We start from the raw sequence: 26,360 nt of genomic DNA, 5'->3' as shown, positions 1-26,360 counted from the left end.
CATGAAAAAAGTATTCATCAGTTACAGCCATGATTCGCCGGAGCACAGTGATCGTGTGCTCCAACTGGCTTGGGCATTGCGAGATAAGGGCTTTGAGATGCTTTTCGATCAATATGTGAATGGATCACCGGGGCAAGGTTGGCCGCGATGGATGCTAGATCAACTCGATGTCGCAGATACCGTACTCGTTATTTGTACGGAAATCTATTATCAGAGGTTTCGTGGTCACGAAATCGCTGGTAAAGGCAAAGGTGCTGACTGGGAGGGTGCACTTATTGCGCAAGAGATTTACGATAGCCGTAGCCGGACGTCAAAGTTTGTGCCAATTATTCTCTCTGATGCTGAAGAAAGATGGATTCCGGAGCCATTGCGATCTCGTACTTACTATTCCCTTGTATCTGAGGAAAACTACCAATGCCTTTACGATTCTTTGCTTGGTCAAGCAGGCGTGGAACCTAGGCCTATCGGCAGCCTCAAATTGAAACGCCGTGCTTCGGGAAGTAGGATGGCTTTTGACGATACTATTTCCAGTGCGGAACAAAATTTTGACATCTCCCGCATTTTAAAATCTGCACCTACTCAATTAATTGGCCGCGAAGATGAAATCGCATTTCTCAGCGACGCCTGGGATAAAGTCGTGCGTGTGGAAAAGGAGCGCTCCCGCATTCTCACATTTGTTGCTTTTGGCGGCGAGGGAAAGACTTCCCTAGTGGCCAAATGGATTGTGGATGAAATGCTTGCCAAAGATTGGCCCGGTTGCGATGCCGCTTTTGCGTGGTCGTTCTATAATCAGGGTACGAGTGAACAACTGGTGATTTCCTCCGACTTATTTCTGAAGGAAGCAATTAGCTTTTTCGGTAATGCTGCAGACAAAGAATTTGCCGCCAGTGCTGCCGGAGCATACGAGAAAGGCCGGCACCTTGCACGCATTGTAGGGCAGCAACGCAGCCTGCTCGTTCTGGACGGTCTCGAGCCACTCCAATATGCACCCACTTCGCCTACACCGGGCGAACTGAAGGATCAGGGTATCTCTGCGCTGCTCAAAGGGCTAGCGCAAAACAGTCACGGTTTATGTGTGATTACCACCCGGTATTCATTGCCAGATTTACGGGCGTTTCAGAATAAGACTGTGGTTGAAGTAACGCTGTGGCCTTTGTCGCTCGACGCCGGTGTATTTCTACTAAAAACACTCGGTGTGCGCGGTATGGCGCAAGAATTAGAAAAATTGGTTGATGACGTGAAAGGACATGCACTCACGCTGACCTTGCTCGGAGGATTTCTGAAACGCGCCTTTAATGGCGATATTCGCCAGTGCGATCGTGTAAGGTTTGAGAAAGCTGACGAGAAGATCAGTGGAGGGCACGCTTTTCGCACTATGGCGGCCTACGAAAAGTGGCTGTTGAACGGCGGCGACGAAGGACAGCGCGAAGTAGCTGTGCTGCGGCTTATGGGATTGTTTGATCGGCCCGCAGACGCCGGCTGCCTTGCGGCTCTGCGGAGTGAAACTATCCTCGGAATCACTGATCCACTCACCGAGCTGGCCGATGAGGATTGGGAGTTTTGCCTTAGTGGCCTCGAATCCGCGCAATTACTTACGGTGAACCGGGACGCTGCAGGCACACTTGTTTCGCTCGATGCGCATCCACTGCTGCGAGAATACTTTTCGCGGCAACTGCGTGCGCAACAACCGAATGCGTGGCGCACGGCCCATCGTCGGCTCTATGAGTATCTATGTGCAACCACGCATGAAGGTAGTCAGCCCACGCTCGAAGACCTCCAACCGCTCTACCAAGCCGTGATCCACGGCTGCCAGGCGGGATTGCAGTCGGAAGCATGTTGCGAAATTTATTTGGGGCGCATTTTGCAACATAAAGACTACTATAGTTCACGAAAACTCGGAGCAATGGCATCTAATTTAGGAGCGGTTGCTTGTTTTTTTGATCAGCCTTGGAAGTCCATTTCATCCATACTTTCAGAAAATTTACATATTTTTCTATATAGCGAAGCTAGCTTCTATCTTGGAGCTCTAGGTAGATTAAACGAATCTCTGGAACCAATGCAGTTAGCGATTGATATGTTGAAGGAAAAGGATTTGACTGGCGCTGCCATTATTTTTAGAAACCAGAGTGACTTGAAGCTGTATTTGGGGAATGTGATTGGGGCCGTCGATGCCGCTGAACAGTCGGTTATTTATGCGGATCGTAGTGGTGTCGCACATGAGAGGATTAGCAAACGATTTCAACATGCTGATGCCTTGCACCAGGCAGGTAGGTTGACTGAAGCGAAGGATTTATTCAGTGAGATCGAGAAAATAGAGCCTGATTATATGGACAGTCGGCTGTTTTACGGTCTGGCGAGTTTTCAATATTGGAACTTACAACTTGCTGCTTCTGAACGTGCCGCGTGGCAAGCAATATTTTCTTCATATTGCTTGCAAGAATTGGAGCACAAGAAGTTGTTAGAAATTTGTACCACATCTTCACAACAAAGCGCAGAAAGAATATTTGAACACGACGATGATCTTATCGATCTTGCTCTGGAGCGCTTCACGTTAAGCAGCGCCTTGCTCTACGAGGCGATTTTGGCAAAATCTGACACCCGACGTGCACAATTACAGGTAGAGCAAACCGTTAATGGTTTTCGTCGCGCTGGCATAATGGGGCATCTGCCTAGGGGACTTCTCATCCGTGCTTGGCTAAGGTTTATAGAAGGCAAGCGTACCGGCACCGACAGTGCACAAACCGACCTCGATGAAGCTTGGGAAATCGCCGAGCGTAGCTCGATGAAGCTTCATATGGCGGATATTCATTTGTATCGGGCGAGATTGTTTGGAAAATTTCGAACTTTGGACGGCAGCCTGGATTATCCGTGGAAGTCGCCAAGAGCGGATCTGGAAGCTGCAGAAAAACTAATCAACACCTGTGGCTACCATCGCCGCGACAAAGAACTCGACGATGCGAAACAAGCATTGTTAGATTGATTTGTTCCTCAGTATTATTTTTTGTTATGTGGTTTTAAGTCTAACTAGTCGACTCTGAAAATATCGAATAAAAATTATTCCAGGCAAGCTGTCGGGAAAAATGAGTATCTATAAAGATATAGCGCTTGATGATTTGAGTTTCCCTTCAAGAACTCAAGCAGTCTGCATTTTTTTCACGGAGAAAAGAGCCAAACAATGGCCAGTAGCCATTGTTTCATGTTCTAAGCAGCAGCGGTCATCAACAGGTTGATGTGATCGCCAAGTATGTTCTTTAGGTAAAATTTCTGGCTATTCGGTAATCCGATTTCAGGTGACTGATAATGGGTTTAATCGCTGCGCGCCTTCTGCATTGTTTGCTTTTTTTGTCTCTTTGATAACGCGTATCTCGTTTTAATGTTTTCCCCGGTAGAATGATCTGTGTTCCATTGACCGCACGTTAGAAGTGGGGCAAACGTTATCCAAGTAGCGGGGGAACATTACCTGAGATCGTTGCAATATCCTAATTCTGTAATTTTTATTAAGTTAACACAATGTGTTACGAGTCATAAAATACCCTTTCGCAAAAATCTCTACCTGAATACAAACGGCGTTATTATCACTAGTGCTGAAACTATCCTGTACAGCTGTGTCGTATGCTATTGCCACCAATCGGATTGAAAGGAGGCACGAAAACCACACAATATGTCAATAGCTTCCCCAATCCAGATGTCGCGCTAAACTTGATATTTATGATTACCAAACAATGGAGGAGAAAACCTATCGAATACCTATAACAAGTTTCTATCCCTTCAAACAACACATGCAGAAGATCTTATTCAGTCTTCCTCAGATCGCACTACTTGTTCGTTCGCCTGCGTAGCTGTGCTGATAGATGGTTTCATGACTTACTGACAATATGCCTCCAGTTCAATTCGAGCTAGCGCTTGCTCGGGATGTATGACACTTTGCCTAATAAATTAGGCGAGATGTACTAATAACACATTATAAAATAAGGAGTAATTGACTATGGTGCTAAAGTTCTCCAACGGGTAGCATGAAACTGTTGCGAATTCAGGTATTGAATGTATCTTGAGATGAATTTTCACAGATACGATTTGGTTGATACAAATTACTTTTATTTTATTAATTTCTTAGAGGCATGCAAATGAGTCAGACATATTTAATGCAGCAAACAATTATTGCAGCTGCGTTGTTGATCGCAAGCGGTTCTGCTAGTGCTGGATTGTCGTTTGTGGCTACCGACACAGCAACTCGGACTGAGGCATTTAATATCGGGGGCTTTGCCACGTTGCCTGTCGGTTCGTCATTGAACGTCGGGTATCTTGACTTCGCGGGACCGGGATCGCAGATGATAACCTATACTTTTCTGGGTCAGGAATCTGGATATAACAATAAGTTTTATGATGTTTTGGGTGGTAATGCACTGCTTGAATCTGACCCAATTGGAACTTCCGTTAGTTCTATAGTTAGTATATCAGGCCCATTAAGCTTTAAGTTTGAAGGTAATGTTGGTAAATTTGCTGTGAATGGAGGCCCTTGGGATAAAAATACCTCGATAGGACTGATTGGAACAAATATGCAAGTAGGCTCTACTGTCTATGATTTTGTAATAGGATACGACGATAGCGCGGGCAAAAAATATCTGGGTGATTGGGATGATTTTGTTATCGGTGTCAGTGCAGTCCCAGAACCGGAAACTTATGCCATGTTCATGATTGGTTTAGGGCTAATTGGATTTTCAGTGCGCAGTCAGAAAAGATCATTCTAATAATAAATAACTAATAAATTAGTTTCCTTTTTAGAATTCTATTAAAAAGAAACGCTTGATAGAGATTCAATTCAACTTCGGGATTGAATCTCTTTTTTATTTTATAGCCATCTTTTCTTTTTAAAATAAATGAGTAAGCTCACGCTTATTACAATAAAGATTACCCATAGAGCAGGATAGGCCCAGCGCCATTTTAATTCCGGCATGTATTCAAAGTTCATCCCATAAATGCCCGCAATAAAAGTCAATGGTATGAAGATAGATGCAAAAATAGTCAGAATTTTCATTGTTTCATTCATTTTGTTACTGATACTGGAAAGATAAATATCGTGCATCGCCGAAATTCTTTCACGATAGGAATCGAGTGAATCGTTAACACGTAACACATGGTCATAAACATCACCGAAATATCGCAAAGTTTTTTCTTGTAATAACGGCGTATCAATACGTTGAATTGTCGCCAATAGTTCACGTAAGGGTGAAATATTACGTTTCATTGAAATCAGGCTGCGACGTATTTGTTGTATGGTTTGTAGCATTTCTTTATTAGAATTGAACAAAATATTGTCTTCCAGTGAATCAATGACATCGTCCAAGCTGTCTTCTACTACAAAATACCCATCAACGACAGTGTCAAGAATAACGTATGCTAGATAATCACTGCCATTTAGTCGCAATCGACCGTTGCGATTTTGCAGATAGTGATAGACAGGATCAAATGTAGTATCAGGTTTTTCTTTGAAAGTAATAACATAGTTGGCTAATAACAAGATACTGATTTGTTCGTACTGTAGACTAAAAATTTTATCCGGATCAAGGCTGATGCCTTTAATCACCAGGTACAGAAAATCTTCATATTCCTCCAGCTTAGGGCGTTGGTGCGTACTTAAAATATCTTCTAATACCAAAGGATGGATGTTCAATTCATGACCAATACTCTCAACAATACCAATATTGCTTAGTCCATCGATATTTACCCAAGTAATCAGTTTGGTATTTTGCAGCTGTTGCAGATCTGAGATTGCAGAAATTTCATGACGGATGAATGTTTCGGCATTGTATTGTATCGCTGAAATTTTGCATTCCGATTGATGCTTTGCCCCGATGTGTACCAATGTTCCAGCAGGAAGTCCAGATTTGTCGGCCGCCCTGCTTTGTGCGGCATGATCGGTTTGCTTATGTTGAGGCCGAATTTCCGAATAAAATTTTGTATGCATTAAGCTTGCCTGAGTAAATGAAGTAGTTGCTTATTTTAAGCATTTTAACCACAGTGTGGGAGAGTTGCTAGTAAGCCGTGGAATGTACAGGCAAGTAAAAATTGAATCTGATTATTAATGAACAATCAGAAAAGAGGTAGGCGTTGCTAAATTGCGATTGAGCGCTCAGAGAACATGCTCGGATAAGTTTGATTTGCAAAGGCGTCCGATTTGGCTAGAGTTTTTTTCATTCTGAAGTGAACACCAGTCTTGCCATACTTTGCGAGCTTCTTCAACGTCGCTAAATGTCCAAAGTACGACACCATCTTCAGTCATCAGCGTTGCCATTTTATTTGGCCACTCTTTAATTAAACAGTGCATTGTTTTTCTCCTTAGTTATTTATGATATGAGAGAGCATAACCAAAGAGTATGAAAATTTGATGACTGTATTATGAAGAATTTATGACAATGCATGTATTATGTAGCATTGAACGTTTATTGATGGCATGCTGTCACTTAAAATATTTGTTGGATGTTTAATATTCTCCATTTTTTGTAAGGGGTTATCATGAAGAAGATCAATTATTCTTATTTAATCGCTATTGCAGTATGTTTATCTGCAAGCGGATGTGCAACTAATACAGGCGGCACTAATTCATTAGGGGCGATCGACCAAAGCTTATCAACGGTCGAAGGCGCGGCGCAAAGCAGTCGACAAGTACTGAATGCCGGAGCGACGGCAGCGAATAATCCAGCTGGAGTGGCGCAAATTGGGTTGGTGGATATTTTGACTCACCGGCTTGGCGTATCACAGCAACAGGCGCTAGGCGGTGCTGGCGCCATCTTCCAGATGGCTCAAGGCAATATGGATCCGCAAGCATTTGCGACATTATCCCGATCTATTCCGGGAATGGATAACATGTTAGGCGCTGCGCCAGCAATGTCGAATCTATCTGGTAATTTGTCATCGCTGATGGGGGGTAGCAATAATACGCTGGGTAATGCCACTGCACTTGCAGCATCATTTCAGCAATTGAATCTTTCTCCGGATATGGTTGGGCAATTTATTCCCGTTATCACAAGTTATGTTAGTAATGCTAGCGGACCCGCTGCGGCTACTTTGCTGCAATCGGCCTTGACCGGACGTTGAGATGGAATTGACAAATAATAACTGAAGAAACTATCAAAGTAACAAACTGTATCATGTACATCAAATTTATCGAATTCGTTGATGTACATGATAAATTGTTTTTAGAAGATATTTTTTCAGGATGCAGAATTTGTAAAAATCTCGTGTCTAAACAACTACTGGCTAAAGTCAGCAAGTTATTTAGACATTTAACCCCAATCTTTCCATTCGGTAACGTAGTGATCGCACCGTAATGCCCAGTGTTTTTGCTGCCTTAGTGCGATTGTACCGGCTTTCATTCAGTGCCTTGACAATAGAATCTTTTTCCAGTCTGTCAAGAAAATCTTGTAGCGGTAGATTTTGATCCGTATTTATCGGAAGTATGTTGACAGTGGTTTGAGTGACCTCTGTCGTATCTTTGACTGCAGCATCTAACGTTTGATTAGGTAATTGTAATTCATCTACACCTATTTCCACTTCGGAACAGAGCGCTAACGTGCGTTCTAGCACATTTTCAAGTTCGCGAACATTGCCTGGAAAATCATAGTTTTTTAGCATTGCCATGGCATCTTTTTTAATGCGGCAAGTAGGTCGCTTGGCTTCGCGGCACTGTTTTTCAAGAATAACTTTTGTAATCAATGGTATATCTTCGCGCATCTCGCGTAATGCGGGCATATTTAATTCAATTACATTCAAACGATAATACAAATCCTGCCGAAACTGACCGATTGCGACGCAATGACTTAGTCTTTTGTGTGTGGCACTGATAATTCGTACATCAATATTTCTTTCTTGTGTATCACCAATTCTTCTTACTTGTTTTTCCTGAATGACCCTAAGCAATTTAACTTGCATCGTTAATGGCAAATCAGCGACTTCATCAAGAAACAAGGTACCGCCGTTGGCAGTCAGGAAAAATCCATCATGATCTTTTTCAGCACCAGTGAAAGCGCCTCTTTTATAGCCGAAGAATTCACTTTCCATTAAATTATCCGGAATCGCACCGCAGTTGACCGCAACAAATGGTTGCTTGTGGCGGGCACTTCTTTCATGAATCATCCTTGCAGCCAATTCTTTACCGCTGCCAGATTCACCACTGATATACACCGATGCTTGGCTGCGCGAAAGCTTGTCAATAGTTGCACGTAACTGATGCATCGATTCAGATTCACCCAGTAAAGTACGCTGACTTGTTTCACTCCGTTCTACTGATTCAATCTTTATCGGTGGCAGATTTAAAGCCGATTTGACCAAATCACGTAATTGCTTCAAAGAGACCGGTTTAGGTAAGTAATCAAAAGCACCTGCTTTTAGCGCAGCTACTGCATTTTCTGTCGTACCATATGCTGTAATAACAGCGCTAGGAACATCTGCGCAGTGCTGCGAGATATATTTGACCAATTCCAATCCGTTGCCATCCGGTAAGCGCATGTCGGTCAAACATAATTGAAATTGGTGTGATTGCAGCAGTGCTTTGGCATCACTAATACACGTTGCACTAGAAACCTCCATTCCCATCCGCGCGAGCGTTAGTTCCAACAATTCAATAATATCCGGCTCATCATCTACAACCAGTATCCTGGGCGATAGAGTTTTTTTTTGCAGGTTAACAATTCGTTCGTTATCTATCGGCATGGCTTACGCGACTAAAGATTATTCTGAAATGGCCACCTGAAGAACCTTCAATATAGTCAAGTGATGACTGATTTGTTTCGCACAATTCGCGCGCCACATATAGGCCCAATCCTGTTCCGCCAGCCGCCGTTGTAAAAAAAGGTTCAAATATTTCTTTTACTTGCTGCGAATCCACACCTGGACCATCGTCAATGATATTGAGACAAATATTATTTCCGTTGGTTGTAGACAATTCAATATAAACACTATCAGTTTGCTTACGGCAATGTCGCCATGCATTTCTGCACAAATTCCAGAGTATCTGATTCAGGTGGTCACGATCAAAACTAACTAAATAATTATGGAGGTTCTGAAATATGAATGCATCTCTATCAATTTTTTCCGCATCACAAAACTCTTCGATAAAATTTTTAATAAAATCATTGACCTCAAAGATGTCCGGTTTTGAAATGTTACGCCGGTTCAGTTGCAATACATCCTGTACAATCTTGTTTAATCTCCGGGTGTTATCACAGATGATTCGTACTAAACGAGGATCTTTATGATTTTCTTGCTGTTCTTCTTCTAAAAGTTCAGCTGCATGATTGATAGAAGAAAGTGGGTTACGAATTTCATGCGCAATATTGACCGTTAAACGCCCAACTGCTGCCAGTTTAAGTTGTTGCAACTGTGCCTGTATGCGCCCCATATCTTCAAGGAAAATTACAACTCCATTGCGGAAATCAGCTTGTATGGGTAAAAATCGGATGCGTACTAATGCATTACTATGCGTTAAACGTAGCAACTCAGAATTTATTCCACTATCCCCCTGCCAACTTGTAAGTTTGTCAGCTATATCAGGTGCATAATTGGACAACCTGAGTAATTTTGTTTTACCCATAGATGGTTTTAAATCTAGCAACTTATCAGCGTAGCTATTATGCTGCCGAATAATCCCTCGTTTATCTACTACCAGTACACCTTCTTGCAGATCCTGAATTACTAATTGATTGACTTGTGACATATTTGCCAGATCAATGCCGCGTTCATTAGCTAGCTGCTCACTCGCTAAAGTATGTTCAGCCAAGCGATGTGCTAACCAAGCGACAGCAAAATAGGCCATGCTCAATATACCGGCTTGTGAGTATTGGGCAGAATAAAAATTAATCGTAAGCAAGGAATAAGTTTCTTGCAACAATAAGCTAATCGTTGCAATAGACGCAAAAAATAGCGCTAAACGACCGCGGCTGATTAATCCCGCAGCAGCGAGCGATATCAGCAGTATCGCGCCCAAACCGCTTTGTAAACCACCACTAGCATATAACATGGCGGTGAGAATAACGATATCACCAATCACCTGTATGGTTAATTGCCAATTAAAACTCGGGGTTCTTAGTTTAATCAGAAGGATAGATGTTAAGCCGAAAATCACATAGACAATCCCCGCGTACAAAAACAATACGTAGTGGTGCGAGCCAAAATTTGTGAACTTAAATTGCCAAACACTAATTAGCAGAGCGCCACCAAGCAATACGCGGTAAATATTGAAATAATAGAGCGAACGCCAGCGCTGTCCGGTGTGGTCAGCGCCCATGAGTCTGGAATTGAAAGGCCAGGAAATTGAATGTTTCGTTTGTGATATATAGGTGGGTGTTGACACGATAATTAATTTAAGATGAAGAGCTTAAGAATTGGTCGCAATGTTCCTGGCAACAGAAATATTTATCCTGGTGATTGATAGCTTCGCTTTTAGGCAAGTAAACACCACAATGCACACAACTCACAGTATCTTCAATCGAATCCAGATCAGATATATCGGAGTCTTTTTTAGAGTGCCGATTTTTAATGATCCAATAAATCAATAATGCAATTAGGATATAAAAGAATAATTTTCCCATTTTATTTCAGTTTTCTATGGAATGATATCGATTAGATTCTTAATATAATCGACTCGGATTGCCAAACAATGAATTCAATTTCACACTGGATTAAATCTGCCATACCAGCACAAGTTAAGCATAGCAATTTTTTGCTTTGGCAAATGATGAAATAACCGTAGTTTTAATATCTACTAATAAAATTAATAAATATTACTAGAGCCCAGAATGATTTGATCATTCAATATTCTGAACTTGTTCCCGCATCTGCTCAATGATCACCTTCAATTCCATCGAAATTCGCGTGATTTCCAGATCAACTGACTTCGATCCGATTGTATTGGCTTCACGATTTAATTCCTGCATCATGAAATCGAGTCGTTTCCCGACGTAGCCGCCTTTATTTAGAATGCGTTCCACTTCATCCAGATGTGCTTGTAGACGTGACAACTCTTCGTCAACATCGATTTTCCCGGCAAATAGCGTGATTTCCTGGCGAATGCGTTCATCCTCGTTATTGCTTATGATTTCTTCCAAGCGGGTACGTAGTTTTTCTTCAAATGCTGCAATGAGTGTCGGAATTCGCGGTGATGCCATTTGCAAGAGCTGGCGCATTTGCTGAATGCGATTCAGTAAAATTGATCTGAGTTTATTACCTTCACGTATTCGTGCGGCTTTTAAATCATCCAGAGCAGCTTGCAGTAGCATCATCCCAATTTCATCAAATTCTTCGAAGTTTGTATGATTACTTTCCAGTATGCCGGGCCATTTAAGAATTTCTGATACGGTTAGCGTTGCCGCTGCAGGATGCCGTGTTTTAATCGCTTGCTCCAGATGCAGTAATCTTTCTAATAATGCGTCATCCAGTTGCTGCAAATTTACCGTATTGGCCAATGGAGAGAAATTCAGGCGACATTCGACTTTGCCACGGCTGAGTTGCGTAGTGAGCAGTTCTCGCATAACTGCTTCTTGCTTGCGAAATTCATCCGGCAGACGGAATAGAATGTCCAGATAGCGGTTGTTGACTGAGCGTATTTCGATGCTGAAAGATCCTTGGGGTGTTTCTTGGCTAGCGGCGGCGTAACCGGTCATGCTGAATATCATGATAACTGCGCTCTTGGTAATAAGTATGGAGAATGTCGTGATGCACCGAAAATACTATAGTTGCAAATTGCCGGAGCGGGCTTGCGATCAAGTACGCCGGTAACGCTAAAGGGTGTTTCTTTATTTTTCGGATCAAAAACAACCTGGCTGGCATCAATGTATTTGTAGTCTCCGGGGGCGTTGAGCCGCCAAAGATTAGGAATCGAGGTGTACGGTTGTTGCAGGCAATATGCCTGGGAGTCGCCATGAATGACCAGAGTCGGCTTGTTAATTTGTGTAACTTTGCTTTTAATCAAATCACGTAACTTTCGATAACCATCGCAGTTAGTGCGATTTTTGATAGTACAAGCTGGTTTTTCATGATCAAAATTAAAAATATCGGCATGCAATGCAATCACGATTGCCGGCGCGGATTCTGCTGCGATAAATAATCGTTGCAGCCATTTCTCGTTGGATTGGTCGCGATAATCGGCTTCGTTCAAGGCATCCTGCAGATTGCTGCGCAAAATTTCCTTACGGCCATTATTTGTTCCAGGAACATGCAGTGTGGCAAAAACAACTTGATTGGATTCCCATAGCGCGTTTTCAATAAAACCTTCTTGCCGGATAAGATCAGGAATATCTTTAGTTAACTGATACTGATCCTGGTGGAAAAAAAGCTGGCGCAAGAAACTGAGCCGCTCCAGCTCGTCATAACGTGCGGAAAAGGTAAATCGGTCACAATCCACCCATTCATTATCGCCGGGGGTATAGACGATTTTGTGCGGATTGAGCTGCGCAATTTGACGGTAACGATCTTGGAACAATTCATCGCTACAACTTAATCGACTCTGCTTGAAGTCTCCCAAGTGGATCAACAAGGGAGGATTGAGTGTGCGAATGGTTTTGGCGATGGCTCCATCAGGCTGTTCTAACAGTGCATATTCTGTGTCGGTGTATGGCATGTCACCGATGACAACAAATTGAGTGAGATGGTCAGTGGGTGTGGAAATTAAATTACTAGCCGATGTGGGTGCTGTAAAAAGATTGAGTAATAAAATAATCGATATCCATTTCATCCCACTGACCATTATCCGTTCATGTGATTCTGAAAAACCAAACCGGCGTGTTCGCGCAGTTTATGAAAGCGAATCGCGGGCCAATTATCTTCAGCGACACTCAATTCTGCGCCAAAAGCGGCCAGAAAGGTTGGGGCGTCTACCGCATCGTAGGCGATACGGTGCGCATTGGCTTCAATAAAACGTTGTAATTCGCGTGAATCGTCACAAGTAATCCAGCGGGCCAATTGATATTTGGCTGGCGCTATCCGCGCAGCCACCGCATACTCATGTTGGAGCCGGTGAGTGACCACTTCAAACTGTAACGTACCGACCGCACCCAGTAACAGCATATTGCCCAAATGCGGACGGAATACTTGGATCGCACCTTCTTCACCTAATTGCGTTAATCCCAGTTTCAGTTGCTTGCTGCGTAGCGGATCTGATATTTCAACGGTACGGAAAATTTCCGGGGCAAAAAAAGGCAATCCGGTGAATTGCAACACTTCGCCCTCAGTTAAAGTGTCGCCGAGTTGCAGCGTACCGTGATTCGGTATGCCAATGATATCTCCTGGATACGCTTCTTCAAGAATGTCGCGACGCTGCGATAAAAAAGATACTACCGTGCTGGTACGGATATCCTTGCCGTTACGTGCAACTTTCAAATTCATGCCACGCTTGAAATGACCCGAGCACACACGCACAAAAGCAATGCGATCGCGATGTGCCAGATTCATATTAGCCTGGATTTTAAATACCATACCGGAGAATTTTTTTTCATCCGGCAACACTTCACGCTGAATCGCGTTACGTGACTCCGGCGGTGGCGCCAAATCGACCAAAGCATCAAGAATTTCCCGTACACCAAAGTTGTTGATCGCGGAACCAAAGAAAACAGGAGTTTGTTGACCCGCAAGAAAAGCCGCATGATCAAAAGTCGGTGAAGCACCCCTGATCAACTCGATTGCCTGTAATGCGGTAGATAAATCACTACCAAAACGCTGCTGGATCTGCGGATCTTGGAAATGCGCGATCACCTCATTTTTGCTGTCGATGCGGTCGGATCCAGGTTGGAATACGCGCATACAATCATTTTTCAGATCACATACGCCATGGAAGTTTTTCCCCATACCAACAGGCCAAGTGAATGGAATTGTAGCCATACCGAGGGTACGTTCGATTTCATCGATCAAATCCAGCGGTTCGCGCACCTCACGATCCATTTTATTGACAAATGTGATGATAGGGGTATTACGTGCCCGGCAAACCTCCAGTAGACGAAGTGTCTGAGCTTCAACGCCGTTGGCGGCATCAATCACCATCAATGCGGCATCGACTGCGGTGAGTACACGATAGGTATCTTCCGAGAAGTCCTGGTGACCGGGTGTATCCAGTAAGTTGATGATGCAATCGCGGTATTCCATTTGCATTACTGAACTGGCGACCGAGATGCCGCGTTGTTTTTCGATCTCCATCCAATCCGAGGTGGCGTGACGACTGGCTTTGCGTGCTTTTACGCTACCGGCGATATGAATCGCGCCAGCATACATCAACAATTTTTCTGTCAGCGTTGTTTTACCTGCATCGGGATGTGAAATGATGGCGAAAGTGCGGCGGCGCGCCACTTCGTTATGAATACTCATAATTTCAAGAAACTTGTTCGTGTGGATAAAGGAAACAATGGGTTGTGTGCGTTGTGCTGAATGTGCTTGCCGGGGGGTAGGTTACGCGGCAAATCGGCATGGCGCTGGCACAACGCGGATGGAAATGGCAACCGGTAGGTGGCGTGACTGGTGATGGTAAATCTCCTTTCAGCGCAATGATGTGGCGGTCAGGATCAGATGCGATTTGCGGAACTGACGATAGCAACGCCTGGGTGTAGGGGTGTCTAGGGTGGTTCATCACCTCATTAATGCGTCCATATTCAACAATTCGTCCCAGATACATGACGGCAACCTCATCAGCTAAATATTCCACAACAGCGATATTGTGGGTAATAAACAAAAATGCAAGTCCTAAATTATTTTGCAGCGATTTGAGCAGATTCAGGATTTGTGCTTGAACCGACACATCGAGTGCGCTAGTTGGCTCATCGCAGATTAATAGCTCTGGGTTAACCGCCAAAGCGCGTGCAATGGCGATGCGCTGCCGTTGCCCACCGGAGAACTCATGCGGATAACGCCATTTTACCTCAACAGGCAAACCAACTTGCCGCAATAACGCATTAATTTCTTCCTCTCTTGAATAGTTTGATGATTGATCCCGAGTTTTAGAATCATTCTTTTTACTGATTGCTAAGGCATCCATGCCCTCTCGCAGAATCTCAATAATTCGCATGCGTGGATTCAGTGAAGAGTAGGGGTCCTGAAATATGATTTGAAATTGGGAACGTATTTGCCGCAACTGGCTGCGTTTTAGAGCAACCAGTTCTTGGTTTCTGAAGCGTACACTCCCGGCAGTTGGTTTAATCAATTGCAAAATGCTTTTGCCAATGGTTGTTTTGCCACACCCTGATTCACCGACTAATGCTAAAGTTTTTCCGGTAACAATTTTCAGCGATACACCGTCGACTGCTTTGACGTGACCGACTATGCGCTTGAGTAATCCTTTGCGGATCGGAAAATGTACTTTGAGGTCGGTAACCTGTAATAAAGTTTCTTCTGTCGTATTGGATTTGACATCTAACGTAGTTATGCACTGATTAGTGTTATCGATCGGTGGTTTCCCTAGGGCATTTTGCTGATACAAATGACATCGCACTTGATGGCCCGATGTTACCGGATACCACTGGGGAATTGTATTGTGACAGATAGCCAATGCTTGGTTACAACGATCAACAAAACGGCAGCCGTTAAACTGTTGCGCGAGGGAGGGCACATTGCCCTGAATCACGGCTAGCGCCTGATCGCGTTTTTGTTTCCCGGGTAAAGATGCAAACAATTGCTGCGAATAGGGATGAGCTGGATGCTGAAAGAAATCATGTCGGGAGGCCAGTTCGACGATTTCTCCTGCGTACATCACTGCAATGCGTTGGGCCATTTCGGCGACCACACCTAGATCATGTGTGATCAGTAAAATTGCCATGTGCGTGCGTATCTGGATTTGTCGCATTAGATCCAGGACTTGTGCCTGAATCGTTACATCCAAGGCTGTCGTTGGCTCATCGGCAATGAGTAATTCAGGTTCGCCTGCAAGCGCCATGGCGATCATAGCACGCTGTTTCATGCCACCGGAAAACTGGAACGGATATTCATGCATGCGCTGCGTTGCATCGGGAATGCCAACTTGCTCTAACAGTTCCTGAATGCGTTTCTTGGTTGCGCCCTTGGATAACTGCAAATGCTGGTTCAATACTTCTTCAATTTGCTCGGCGATAGTGAGAACTGGATTCAGGCTCAACATCGGTTCCTGAAAAATCATACTGATGCGCTTGCCGCGGATTGTGCGCATACCGGCTTCAGATAATTGTAAGAGATCTGTGCCGTTAATTTTAACCTGCCCGGCGACAATTTCGCCTACTTCAGGTAACAAGCGCATAATGGAGAGTGCTGTCATCGATTTGCCGCAGCCGGATTCTCCCAGTAACGCAAACGTTTCACCAGGGAAAATCTCAAGTGACAATCCATCGACTGCGCGTACGGGTGTATCGCCGGTGTGAAGCAAGGTTTCAAGGTTTTCAATTTCCAGCAAATTCTTCATGGCTGATGAGATGACCCTGTTGGCTTAATAGCTTGGGATAATTTGCTGGGTGTTTGTTCTTTATTGTCTGGCTTTTGAAAGAACCTCTTGCTTTGTTTTAACGTCCTTCTGCGCGGATCTAATGCGTTTTGTACTGCATCGGCAAACAAATTGGCGCTCAATACCAAAGTGAACATAAAGATGAATGCTGATAGCAATGCCCACCAGACCATGGGTTCACGCGCCATTTCCAAGCGTGCCGCGTTAATCATCGTGCCAAAGCTCATCATGGAAGGATCGACGCCAACGCCGACATAAGATAACACCGCCTCGGCCAGAACTAAACCACTAAAATCCATCACAGTCGCAATTAACACGATGTGCATTACATTCGGTAAAATATGCCGCGTGATGATGCGCCAATGTGAGACGCCAAATGCATGTGCCGCCTGGATATATTCCAATTCACGCAGCTTCATGGCTTCGCCGCGAAGCAAGCGGCATAAGCTGGTCCAACTGGTAACGCCAAGTATAATGCACAGAAAGAGCAAGCGTAGATCGGCGCGTGCAGCGATGGTTTCGAACAATTCCGAATGGGTTTCAATATACACTTGCATCATAAGAACTGCAGCGGCGATCAATAATACGCTAGGTATGGAATTTAATGTGGTGTAAGTATATTGAATGACATCATCAATCCAGCCTCTGAAATAACCAGCCATAATGCCGAGCAACAGTGCAAACGGCAGCATGATCAACGTAGTTAGCGTACCAATGACTAAAGCGATACGAATACTTTTAAGTGATTGATACAAAATATCTTGCCCAACCTTGTCGGTACCCAATACATGATAATGGCTGGCTAACGCTGTTCCACAACCGATGATCATCAAGAGGATTAATAATGTGATCAAAATGGCGTACCAGGGAATTTCCGTTTTGCGTTGCAAAATGGTTGCGATGGTTTGGGTGAATTTTTCCTGATGACGATGCGACAAAAAATTGATTAAACCTGCGGCCAATAAGCACCAGACCAGAGAGCCAACCATCAATCCTTTTGCGCTGCGCCATATAATATCATTGACATGATCCTTATCCGGATTTTTCAGGTGGCTTCCACCATACTTAAGTCGAGCGAAGATTCGAATTTGCTTTCCATCGGGAAGTTCAATCGTTTCTTTTGCGTAGAGATGTGTGGCCAATGGCGCGGAATAGGTTTTTTCCATATTGGTGCGCAGTGGTGTTACCAAGAGATCAAGCAGGCTTAAGACCTCTACACTGTAGACTCTTTCTCCGTTTGGGGTTTTGTGCTCAAGAGCGGGCCGGAAATGGATCGTATCGAGTAACCCTACGATCAGGAAAAAAAGTAGCACAGTCAGCGCAGACATGCCGCTGGCACTATGTCCTACACGTTTCCAGGGTGTCAATAGATGTTCGTTCCGTCTTACATAGCAAATCAAAAAAAGTACAATACCTACGAATAAATATATAAGCGCGTCTGTCCACAGGATAATTGGGCTGAAAGGCATAATTAGGAGAGTGGTGACAGAGGTGATAATGTCATATTAATTGTAATGGTGGACTTATATCATAAAAGGGTGTGGAATTTGAAAAAAACAACAACTGCTAGTAATTGCGTTAAGGAATTATTAGCAGTTGTTGTTAAAGTGACCAGTAATTTTCTGACAATTACCTATTTCGTATTTAGTAGTTTAAAAATTTTCGTACGGAAGTCGATCCTCGCGTCTGATTAGTTCGTCGATAGTAAGACCTACCGCCGGTATCCCACTAAATACTGAACCAATTCTTTTTTTGTTAAAGTGCTCAAGCATTGTGGTATAAGCTCTGGGCGGTAATGGAAAAAAACTAGCTTCCTTTACCAGTAAGAGAGCATTCTTCAAATAAAATTCTACAAATTCCTTAACTTCAGGTTTCTCAACAGCTTTGATATTGACGTAGATAAAGATCGGGCGTGATAAGGGTTGATATCTGCCGTTTTCAACAGTTTCGACCGACGGAGGGATAGGACCTTGTCCTTTCCCATTATTTATAGCAACAGCTGTGACTTTGTTATCATTTTCAATATAATAGGCAAATCCAAAAAATCCCATCGCATTCTTATCGCTTGCCACGCCATTAACCAACACGTTGTCATCTTCGGATTCAGTGAAATCACTGCGGCTTGATTTGGCCTTACCTACGATGGCTTTCGTAAAGTAATCATAAGTGCCGGAATTTGAATCTGCGCCATAAAGTTTAATCGGTTCATCGGGCCATGTTGGGTTGACTTGTTTCCATCGGGTAATAGTGCCTTGAGCTGCTGGTTCCCATATTTTTTTCAATTCGGCTAATGTCATGGCTGTTCCCCAATTATTTTCCGGATTAACTGCTACAGTTAAGGCATCGAAAGCAATCGGGATTTCAACGTATTGAATGCGGGAATTTTTACAATCTTTCATTTCGTTTTTCAAGATCGGTCGCGAGGCATTCACGATGTCGATCTCACCACGGCAGAATTTATTGAAACCGCCGCCACTGCCAGAAATATTAACCGTAACATCGACGGTATTCTTTTTTGCGATTTGGAATTTATCAGCAACTGCCTTGGTAATAGGATAAACGGTACTAGAGCCATCAGTTTTGATCGTTGACTGTGCATTTGCAATACTAAGTGTGCTCATGCATATGCCGAGCAGGAGCATTATGTTCAGACTATCGAAGGTGTGTTTTTGCGACATTGTTTGATCCTCCTTGTGTGACATGGATTGTGTTGTGCAACATACCATAGACCATAATCAACATAATGCTAGCCTATAGTTTAATTGTTGGCAGTATTCTAATAGATATTAGCTAAAGCTCAGGAAATAAAGAAGAATATACTAGGAGCTCAAAATTATCTGAGCTCCTAGTAAGTATGCAATTAATAGGAGTGCTTTAGAAATCGATGGTCCATTGTGTCAGGAACGCACTGAAATCGCCATTGTTCCATCCATTCGTGCGTGCACCAGCGCCCCCAGAATATCCATCGGTATTGGTAATGGGTGTTCTTGCCGTGTTGATATCCAACATATGCACGACGTTTGCCTGAAACTTAACGTTTGAATGAGGATACCAATTGAAGCCGAATCTAAGCATATCGGCTCGCCCACCTCTGATGATCCCTGAATTCATATCAATGTAGTCATAACCGGCAGCAATTTCGAATGCACCCCATCCCGAGCCATTCCATTGAAATGGGCGATTTGGCCTAATCCTGTTTGCTGCACCGTTTCTGACATGATAGGCTTTGGATTCGCCGGTTAAGAAATAACTGACAAAACCATAATAGCCGGTTAGATGTTCATTGCCATAACCAACGCCATTAATATTGGTGCGTAAGAACTCTGCCTGTGCAGAGAAGGGGCCATGCACAAACCATGCTTCTGCACCATATCGATCGTAGCTGTTGATTTCGCGGCGATTAGGATCATTTAGCGCACCGGAACTCAAGTTGCCGGTATTCAAGACGTTGGTGCGATCCACGTTGGTTCCTGGGAACGCGACGAATGACATGCCACCCCCACCGCCATTAGATCCTTCTCCAACCATAGTGCCATCAGCACGATATTGCGTGTTGACAACTGTATGGCCTGCAGAAAGGCCCACATGTAAGAATTTAGTTTCATCTTCCATCCATGGTCTGCCACTGATACGTCCTATGCCTTGCCACCCGGTGTCGCCTGAACCGTTGTTGCGGCTCTGGTTGCCATTGGCATTGACTGAGGTTGATGCAGCTGACCATGCGCCAATAGGCTCAGTTTGAAAAGCCAATCCGGTCTGGAATCGTGTTACTGCATAATTGGCACCAATACCTGTTTTGTAGGTATTGGGGTTATCTACAAACGAGTTAACTGACATGTGACGTTCGATGAAAGTAAGAAACCGATTGCTGGCTGCTTCTTCCAAACTGAATGGTTCTTTGAAGGAACCGATTTTATAGGAAAGTGCATCCGTATGATTCAAGCGCACGAAAGCATCAGTAATTCCAGATCCGACAGAGCCATTGCCGCGACTAAAATCAAACTCGAATTTATAATCCCATATTTTATAAAAAGTGCCTTCAGCACCCAGACGCGCGCGGCGGATATTCATGCCACTATTCAACTCATTCGCCGTGTGCGTTCCAAAAGCGGGGTCAGGATCATTGACAAAATTATATTGTGAAGCCGGCTGTATCCGCCCGTTGATCGACATTGAAAAATTTCCGTCTTTAGTTTCCCAATGCAGACCTCGATCATCAAACGTACCATGTATTTTTTCAACATCTTTGATGCGCTCTTCCAGCACTGAGACTTGACTGGCTAGACGTTCTTGAATGGTTTTGTCCGCAACTTCCGTAGTTTTGTCTTCGCGCATCAGAGTCGATCCAGCAACTGTCGCTTTTTTCGCTGATTCAGTGGACGCTGGGGATGGTGTTGTAGCTACTTTTGGGGGTTCTGATTGTGCCGGCGGACTATCGGCTTTTACATACGTTCCCATAAGAATTCTGCCAGGTCCCGGTTCTGCAAAAACTTGTTTGGTTTTTGTATCAACATACAATTCCAATGCATAAGCGTTGGAAAAGACGCATAAACTGAATATCACTAAGGTTGCTAAAATAGGGCTGAAAAATTTCATCATCTGTCGTTAATCCGGGGGTTGAAAAAAATTACTAGACACGACAGCAGTTATATAACAGCAATGTTACATTTTTGTGACAACACTATTTTTTTTACAGAACTGTGACAGGAATATTACTTATTGGCTTGCGATTTATTGATTAACTGATTGAAATGTACATCATTAATTTGCATGATGCCTCTGCCTATTATAATATGTAAATTTTTTGTGAAGGTCGGAGAGAGTTTTTACGGATTGACGGGAACTTTCATGCTAAAAGCACCTGTCTATATCTATGTTTAGTGGTGAAAATCTATTTGCCACGTCAAACACATTTTCTATTAGCAAACTGTTAAATTAGTAGGAGGATAAGATGGCAACAACCTATGGCACAACTAGCGGCGCAGCGAGCGCCAACTACGACATGTCGCTGTGGTATGACTCAAAATATTACAAGATAGGCATGTTAACGATGCTTTTGGTAGCGATATTTTGGATCTGGTACCAAAGGACATTCGCATATTCGCACGGTATGGACTCGATGGAACCGGAATTTGACAAGGTATGGATGGGACTGTGGCGGGTACACATGACTCTGATGCCTTTGTTTGCGTTGGTAACCTGGGGCTGGATACTGAAGACCCGTGACACCAAGGAGCAACTGGACAATCTGGACACCAAGCTAGAGATCAAACGTTATTTTTACTGGATGATGTGGCTGGGTGTTTACTTGTTTGGTGTTTACTGGGGCGGCAGCTTCTTTACCGAACAAGATGCATCATGGCACCAAGTGATTATACGTGACACGAGCTTTACGCCAAGTCACGTAGTGGTATTTTATGGTTCATTCCCGATGTACATTGTATGCGGTGTAGCGTCATACCTGTACGCGATGACCCGTCTGCCACTGTATAGCCGTGGCACATCATTCCCGTTGGTCATGGCGATTGCAGGCCCATTGATGATTCTGCCAAACGTAGGATTGAACGAATGGGGACATGCATTCTGGTTCATGGAAGAACTGTTTAGCGCGCCTTTGCATTGGGGATTTGTGATTTTGGGCTGGGCAGGTTTATTCTCAGGTGGTATTGCAGCACAGATTATCACCCGTTACTCTAACCTGACTGATGTAACCTGGAACAACGCAAGCAGAGATATTCTGAACAATCGTATCGTTCCAGACAAAATCTAACCAACAAGTATGGTTTCTTAATTCAATCTTTGATGTCGTAGCATTGTTCCTACTGCTTGCAACAAGCAAGCAGTAGGAATTCCTTCTTCCTTAGTGCAGTTACTATTTTCCCCCTTAGATTATTCGGAGCGATCTGGATGATTTTTAATTTATCGGGTTAATTTCTCATGCTGCAAAATATAGTCGCGACGATTCATCAATGGATATCTATCGATGTATTGATCGGTTTGACGATCGTGTCAATCATTGGCTTCATTGCTTCTTTGGTCGCGATTCCGTGGATCTTGATTCGCTTGCCGAGTGACTATTTCGATTTGCGCGTTCCTCGTCATTGGATGAAAGACCATCATCCCGTATTGCGCATGATCGGCTTGATCATTAAAAACGTTGTTGGCTTTGTATTCCTGCTTGCAGGCTTCCTGATGCTTTTTCTGCCGGGACAAGGTCTATTGACTATGCTTATTGGGATTTCATTCCTAGATTTTCCCAATAAGCGCAACCTGGAAGCCAGAATTATCGGACAACCACTGCTTTTGAATGCTATTAATACGATACGTCATAAATTCAATAAACTTCCACTAACGTTATCAACTAACTCGAATAAAAAGCCATTGCTTTAATCCATTATTGCTGGAGCCGGCTGAATTCAGTTCACAATTTCTTCACAATTCTTTCGTAATTTTTCTGCATGATTACCCATTTGATTATAAGAATAAAATAACTTTATTTGTAAGTGAAATCCTATCTATTTCAGGACATAATTAGTATAAAGCTACTGTTAAATTACTGCTGCCTGTCACTTATGTTGTGAAGAATTTATGAATATCATTGAATCGTCAAATAGACAAAGGTGGATGAAGAAATTAAGAATAATAAGAAAGTTGTATCAGTTAGAAAGTGAAGGGCTTTGAACATAAATTAACTTCTGAATTGATCAAAATAACAATAACAAAAAAACACTATATTTTATGATAGATGAATTAGAAGAATAACTTAAATTCAAACACTGCATTTACTTTACTTGCAAACATACTATTTTCTTATAGCCGATAGGCTATCTCTTAGATGCAACAGTAGAGAATTCTTAACTGTGTGGCATTTCATCCAGTCATCCAGTAGTTCTAATATAACAATATTACTCGAGGGTAAGAATTACTCAATAAATCGGAGTGATCGTTCTGATAACCGGTGATCTGCTGAGTATCAAACCACACTTGATTGGTAGAGATAAGGAATTAACAAAAATTATTAATTTAAGTGTAGTAAGTCAGCACAGTGCAAAAAGTGCCTAGCTTGCTAAATGTATAGACAATTATAGGAGTCAGATAAAATGGCAAATTTCAGCAGAACCGACCTGGATTTTCTACTTCAGCAGCTAGCGATTACTGAAGCAGATTCCACAGCACAGCAAGCAGGCACTTTCAACGCATTACCAGGACTTGTGGGTGATCCGTTGCTGCCTTTTGGTATGCGTACTGTCAGTGGCACTTACAACAACTTGTTACCGGGGCAATCGTTGTTTGGTTCCGCGGATCAAGTTTTCCCGCGTGGATTGGATATTTTCTTGCGCCCAGGGGAGCAGATTACGTTTGATCCAGATGGTCCAGGCCCGCAAACCGTAGGCCAATCAACCCATTATAATCAAACCACGGGTGCCGTGTTTGATTCACAACCGCGCACGGTCAGTAATTTGATTTCTGATCAGACGGCGACAAATCCGGCTGTGGTAGCGGTTGCAAATGGAACCCCGGGATCCGAGTTGGTCAATGGCACGCGGGCGGATGGCTCACCGTTTCAAACCTACTTCATACCGAATGTCACGCCAGATGCCGGTTTGTCGGCGCCTTATAATTCCTGGTTCACCTTTTTTGGTCAGTTTTTTGATCACGGGCTGGATCTCGTCAATAAGGGCCAAAGCGGAACAGTTTTCGTTCCATTGTTGGATGACGATCCTTTGGTTACCGGTCCGGATGGAATCCTTGGTGATGACCCATTAACCGTCGGTGTTGATGAAAGCCTTGATGATTTACCGGAGAGTTTGCGTTTCATGGCGCTTACGCGGGCAACCAATAAACCCGGCCCTGATGGAGTCATGGGTACCGCTGACGATGTACGCGACCATGTGAATCAGACCACGCCTTTCGTTGACCAGAACCAAACCTATACCTCACATCCGTCACACCAGGTATTTCTGCGCGAATATGAATTAAATGGTGCTGGAAGGCCCGTTTCAACCGGGAATCTGCTTGAAGACAGCACTACTGGAGATGGTCTGGCGACCTGGGCGGATATCAAGGCACAAGCACAAAGCATGCTGGGTATAAACCTGACTGATGCAGACTTGACCAATCTGCCGTTACTGGCGACCGATACCTACGGCAAGTTTATTCCAGGATCCAATGGCTTCGTGCAAATCGTCACCACCAGTGGGTTGGTTCAAGGGAATCCAGCAGCAAATGGCGGAGATGGCGTTAATATCCCGGGCAATGCAGTACGCACCGGCCATGCGTTTTTAGATGATATCGCACATACTGCAGTACCGAAATTTCTTTCGGGTGCACTAAATCCTGATCCGGACACCAATGTTGGCAACACACCGGCTCCTGGCACATACGACGACGAGTTGCTGGATGCACACTTTATTACCGGCGATGGCCGCGGTAACGAAAACATCGGTCTGACTACGGTGCATACCGTGTTTCATGCTGAGCACAATCGGAAAGTTGATGAAGTCAAGGCATTGATTACGGCCAGTAATGATCCTGCATTCATTGACCAATGGCAGCTACCTAATGGGAACTGGGATGGCGATAAATTGTTTCAGGCTGCACGTTTTGCGACTGAAATGCAGTATCAGCATCTGGTGTTCGAAGAATTTGCCCGCAAGGTGCAGCCTAATGTCGACGTTTTCATCGGTTATGACAGCACGATTGATCCAGCCATCATGGCTGAATTTGCCCATGTGGTGTATCGCTTTGGTCACTCGATGTTGACCGAAAAAGTGGAAAGAATAGATGAGAATGGTAATTCCAATGATATAGGGCTGATTCAGGCATTTTTGAATCCGGTCGAGTTTGGTGCTGACTACGCGAATAATTCTGAAGCTGCTGCTGCCGTTGTCAGGGGCATGACCGCACAAGTCGGCAATGAGGTTGATGAATTTGTGACCGAAGCTTTACGTAATAATCTGTTAGGACTCCCTCTTGATCTTCCAACGATCAATATCACGCGTGGACGGGATACGGGAATGCCGGGGCTGAACGATGCGCGGCGCATGTTTTTTGATGATGTCGGTCATCCCGCATTGGCACCGTACGAAAGTTGGAACGATTTTAAATTAGATCTCAAAAATCCGGAATCGCTCACCAATTTTATAGCGGCCTACGGCAATCATCCGAGTATTAATAGTGCAACGACCATGGAAGACAAGCGTGCCGCCGCAGATTTACTCGTTAAGGGTGGCCCACCAGGAGCAGTACCCGCTGATCGTGCCAATTTCATGAACAGCACAGGTGCTTACACAACGGCGAATTCCGGATTGGATAGCGTCGATTTCTGGATTGGCGGCATGGCTGAGAAGCAAGCACCCTTTGGCGGTTTGCTGGGTTCTACATTCAATTATGTGTTTGAGACACAGATGGAAAACCTGCAAAACGGTGATCGCTTCTATTATCTGGCACGCACGGCCGGAATGGATTTCCTGACACAATTGGAAGAAAACTCATTCGCCGAGATGATCATGCGCAATCTGCCGGATGTGAAGCATTTGCCTTTTGATGTGTTCTCCACGCCGACTTACACCTTTGAAGCCAGCGCGCAAACTGTCAGCGGAACGATCATTAATGACCCTGACACACCTTATGATGAAACAGATTTACTGATTCGTGACACCACACTGGGTCCAGACACCATACGCTACATAGGTGAAGACCATATTGTGATGGGTGGTACGGAAAGTAATGACCGGTTACGCGCTGGCGCTGGTGACGATACGCTCTGGGGCGATGGCGGCAATGATCGTCTCGAGGGGGGTGCAGGCAATGACTCGATCAATGGCGGTGACGGCAATGATCGCATTACCGATTCTAGCGGGGATGACAACATCAAGGGCGGCGACGGTCACGATTTCATTAATGGCGGCGCTGG

At 44.0% G+C, this 26,360-nt stretch carries 17 protein-coding genes; 6 read left to right on the top strand and 11 right to left on the bottom strand.

What is annotated here, in order from left to right; genetic code table 11:
* The first annotated feature begins 1 nt into the window (after position 1).
* A complete protein-coding gene (locus Q0C11_RS07565; protein WP_293006955.1) occupies positions 2–2,980 on the top strand; it encodes an SEFIR domain-containing protein in 2,979 nt (992 codons plus the stop codon).
* A gap of 1,144 nt (positions 2,981–4,124) precedes the next feature.
* Positions 4,125–4,748: a PEP-CTERM sorting domain-containing protein gene (locus Q0C11_RS07560; protein WP_293006954.1), complete on the top strand. Its 624-nt coding sequence runs from the start codon at positions 4,125–4,127 to the stop codon at positions 4,746–4,748.
* Between the two features lie 101 nt (positions 4,749–4,849).
* On the opposite strand, the gene corA is transcribed toward Q0C11_RS07560, so the two are convergent.
* On the bottom strand, positions 4,850–5,965 hold the full coding sequence (gene corA / locus Q0C11_RS07555; RefSeq protein WP_293006953.1) for a magnesium/cobalt transporter CorA: 1,116 nt from the start codon (positions 5,963–5,965) through the stop codon (positions 4,850–4,852).
* A 548-nt stretch (positions 5,966–6,513) separates the two neighbouring features.
* Between corA and Q0C11_RS07550 the strand changes: the two genes are divergently transcribed.
* Positions 6,514–7,095, top strand: coding sequence for a DUF2780 domain-containing protein (locus Q0C11_RS07550; RefSeq protein WP_293006952.1), 582 nt, complete (start codon positions 6,514–6,516; stop codon positions 7,093–7,095).
* A gap of 180 nt (positions 7,096–7,275) precedes the next feature.
* Here Q0C11_RS07550 and Q0C11_RS07545 read toward each other — a convergent pair whose 3' ends face one another.
* The 10 genes from Q0C11_RS07545 to Q0C11_RS07500 form a co-directional block, all read right to left on the bottom strand.
* Positions 7,276–8,709 (bottom strand): sigma-54 dependent transcriptional regulator, encoded by a 1,434-nt coding sequence (locus Q0C11_RS07545; RefSeq protein WP_293006951.1) that lies wholly within the window; start codon positions 8,707–8,709, stop codon positions 7,276–7,278.
* Entirely contained in the window at positions 8,696–10,282 is a 1,587-nt protein-coding gene (locus Q0C11_RS07540) for an ATP-binding protein (protein WP_293006950.1), read from the bottom strand. Before Q0C11_RS07540 ends, Q0C11_RS07545 begins: the two co-directional genes overlap by 14 nt.
* A gap of 76 nt (positions 10,283–10,358) precedes the next feature.
* Positions 10,359–10,586 carry a PP0621 family protein gene (locus Q0C11_RS07535; RefSeq protein WP_293006949.1) on the bottom strand — a complete coding sequence of 76 codons (228 nt, stop codon included), beginning with the start codon at positions 10,584–10,586 and terminating at the stop codon, positions 10,359–10,361.
* A gap of 216 nt (positions 10,587–10,802) precedes the next feature.
* Positions 10,803–11,669: a YicC/YloC family endoribonuclease gene (locus tag Q0C11_RS07530; RefSeq protein WP_293006948.1), complete on the bottom strand. Its 867-nt coding sequence runs from the start codon at positions 11,667–11,669 to the stop codon at positions 10,803–10,805.
* Complete coding sequence (locus Q0C11_RS07525) at positions 11,666–12,727, bottom strand: metallophosphoesterase (RefSeq protein ID WP_293006947.1); 1,062 nt, start codon at positions 12,725–12,727, stop codon at positions 11,666–11,668. The genes Q0C11_RS07530 and Q0C11_RS07525 overlap by 4 nt, the downstream gene beginning before the upstream one ends.
* Before the next feature lie 11 nt (positions 12,728–12,738).
* Positions 12,739–14,349 (bottom strand): peptide chain release factor 3, encoded by a 1,611-nt coding sequence (locus Q0C11_RS07520; protein ID WP_293006946.1) that lies wholly within the window; start codon positions 14,347–14,349, stop codon positions 12,739–12,741.
* Between the two features lie 4 nt (positions 14,350–14,353).
* Positions 14,354–16,405, bottom strand: a complete 2,052-nt coding sequence (locus Q0C11_RS07515) for an ABC transporter ATP-binding protein (RefSeq protein WP_293006945.1) — start codon at positions 16,403–16,405, stop codon at positions 14,354–14,356.
* Positions 16,402–17,913 carry an ABC transporter permease gene (locus tag Q0C11_RS07510; protein WP_293006944.1) on the bottom strand — a complete coding sequence of 504 codons (1,512 nt, stop codon included), beginning with the start codon at positions 17,911–17,913 and terminating at the stop codon, positions 16,402–16,404. Before Q0C11_RS07510 ends, Q0C11_RS07515 begins: the two co-directional genes overlap by 4 nt.
* A gap of 183 nt (positions 17,914–18,096) precedes the next feature.
* Entirely contained in the window at positions 18,097–19,122 is a 1,026-nt protein-coding gene (locus Q0C11_RS07505) for a PstS family phosphate ABC transporter substrate-binding protein (RefSeq protein ID WP_293006943.1), read from the bottom strand.
* A gap of 196 nt (positions 19,123–19,318) precedes the next feature.
* Positions 19,319–21,043 (bottom strand): porin, encoded by a 1,725-nt coding sequence (locus tag Q0C11_RS07500; RefSeq protein ID WP_293006942.1) that lies wholly within the window; start codon positions 21,041–21,043, stop codon positions 19,319–19,321.
* A 352-nt stretch (positions 21,044–21,395) separates the two neighbouring features.
* Between Q0C11_RS07500 and Q0C11_RS07495 the strand changes: the two genes are divergently transcribed.
* The 3 genes from Q0C11_RS07495 to Q0C11_RS07485 all read left to right on the top strand — a co-directional run.
* Complete coding sequence (locus Q0C11_RS07495) at positions 21,396–22,214, top strand: methane monooxygenase/ammonia monooxygenase subunit C (protein WP_293006941.1); 819 nt, start codon at positions 21,396–21,398, stop codon at positions 22,212–22,214.
* Positions 22,215–22,381: 167 nt separating this feature from the next.
* A complete protein-coding gene (locus Q0C11_RS07490) occupies positions 22,382–22,834 on the top strand; it encodes a PGPGW domain-containing protein (protein ID WP_293006940.1) in 453 nt (150 codons plus the stop codon).
* Between the two features lie 710 nt (positions 22,835–23,544).
* On the top strand, positions 23,545–26,360 hold a 2,816-nt coding region (locus tag Q0C11_RS07485), incomplete at its 3' end, for a peroxidase family protein (RefSeq protein WP_293006939.1).

Source organism: Nitrosomonas sp. (assembly GCF_022842015.1).
Classification (GTDB): Bacteria; Pseudomonadota; Gammaproteobacteria; order Burkholderiales; family Nitrosomonadaceae; genus Nitrosomonas.
The sequence above is the reverse complement of the archived record's forward strand: the minus strand, read 5'-3'. Positions and strand labels throughout refer to the sequence as shown.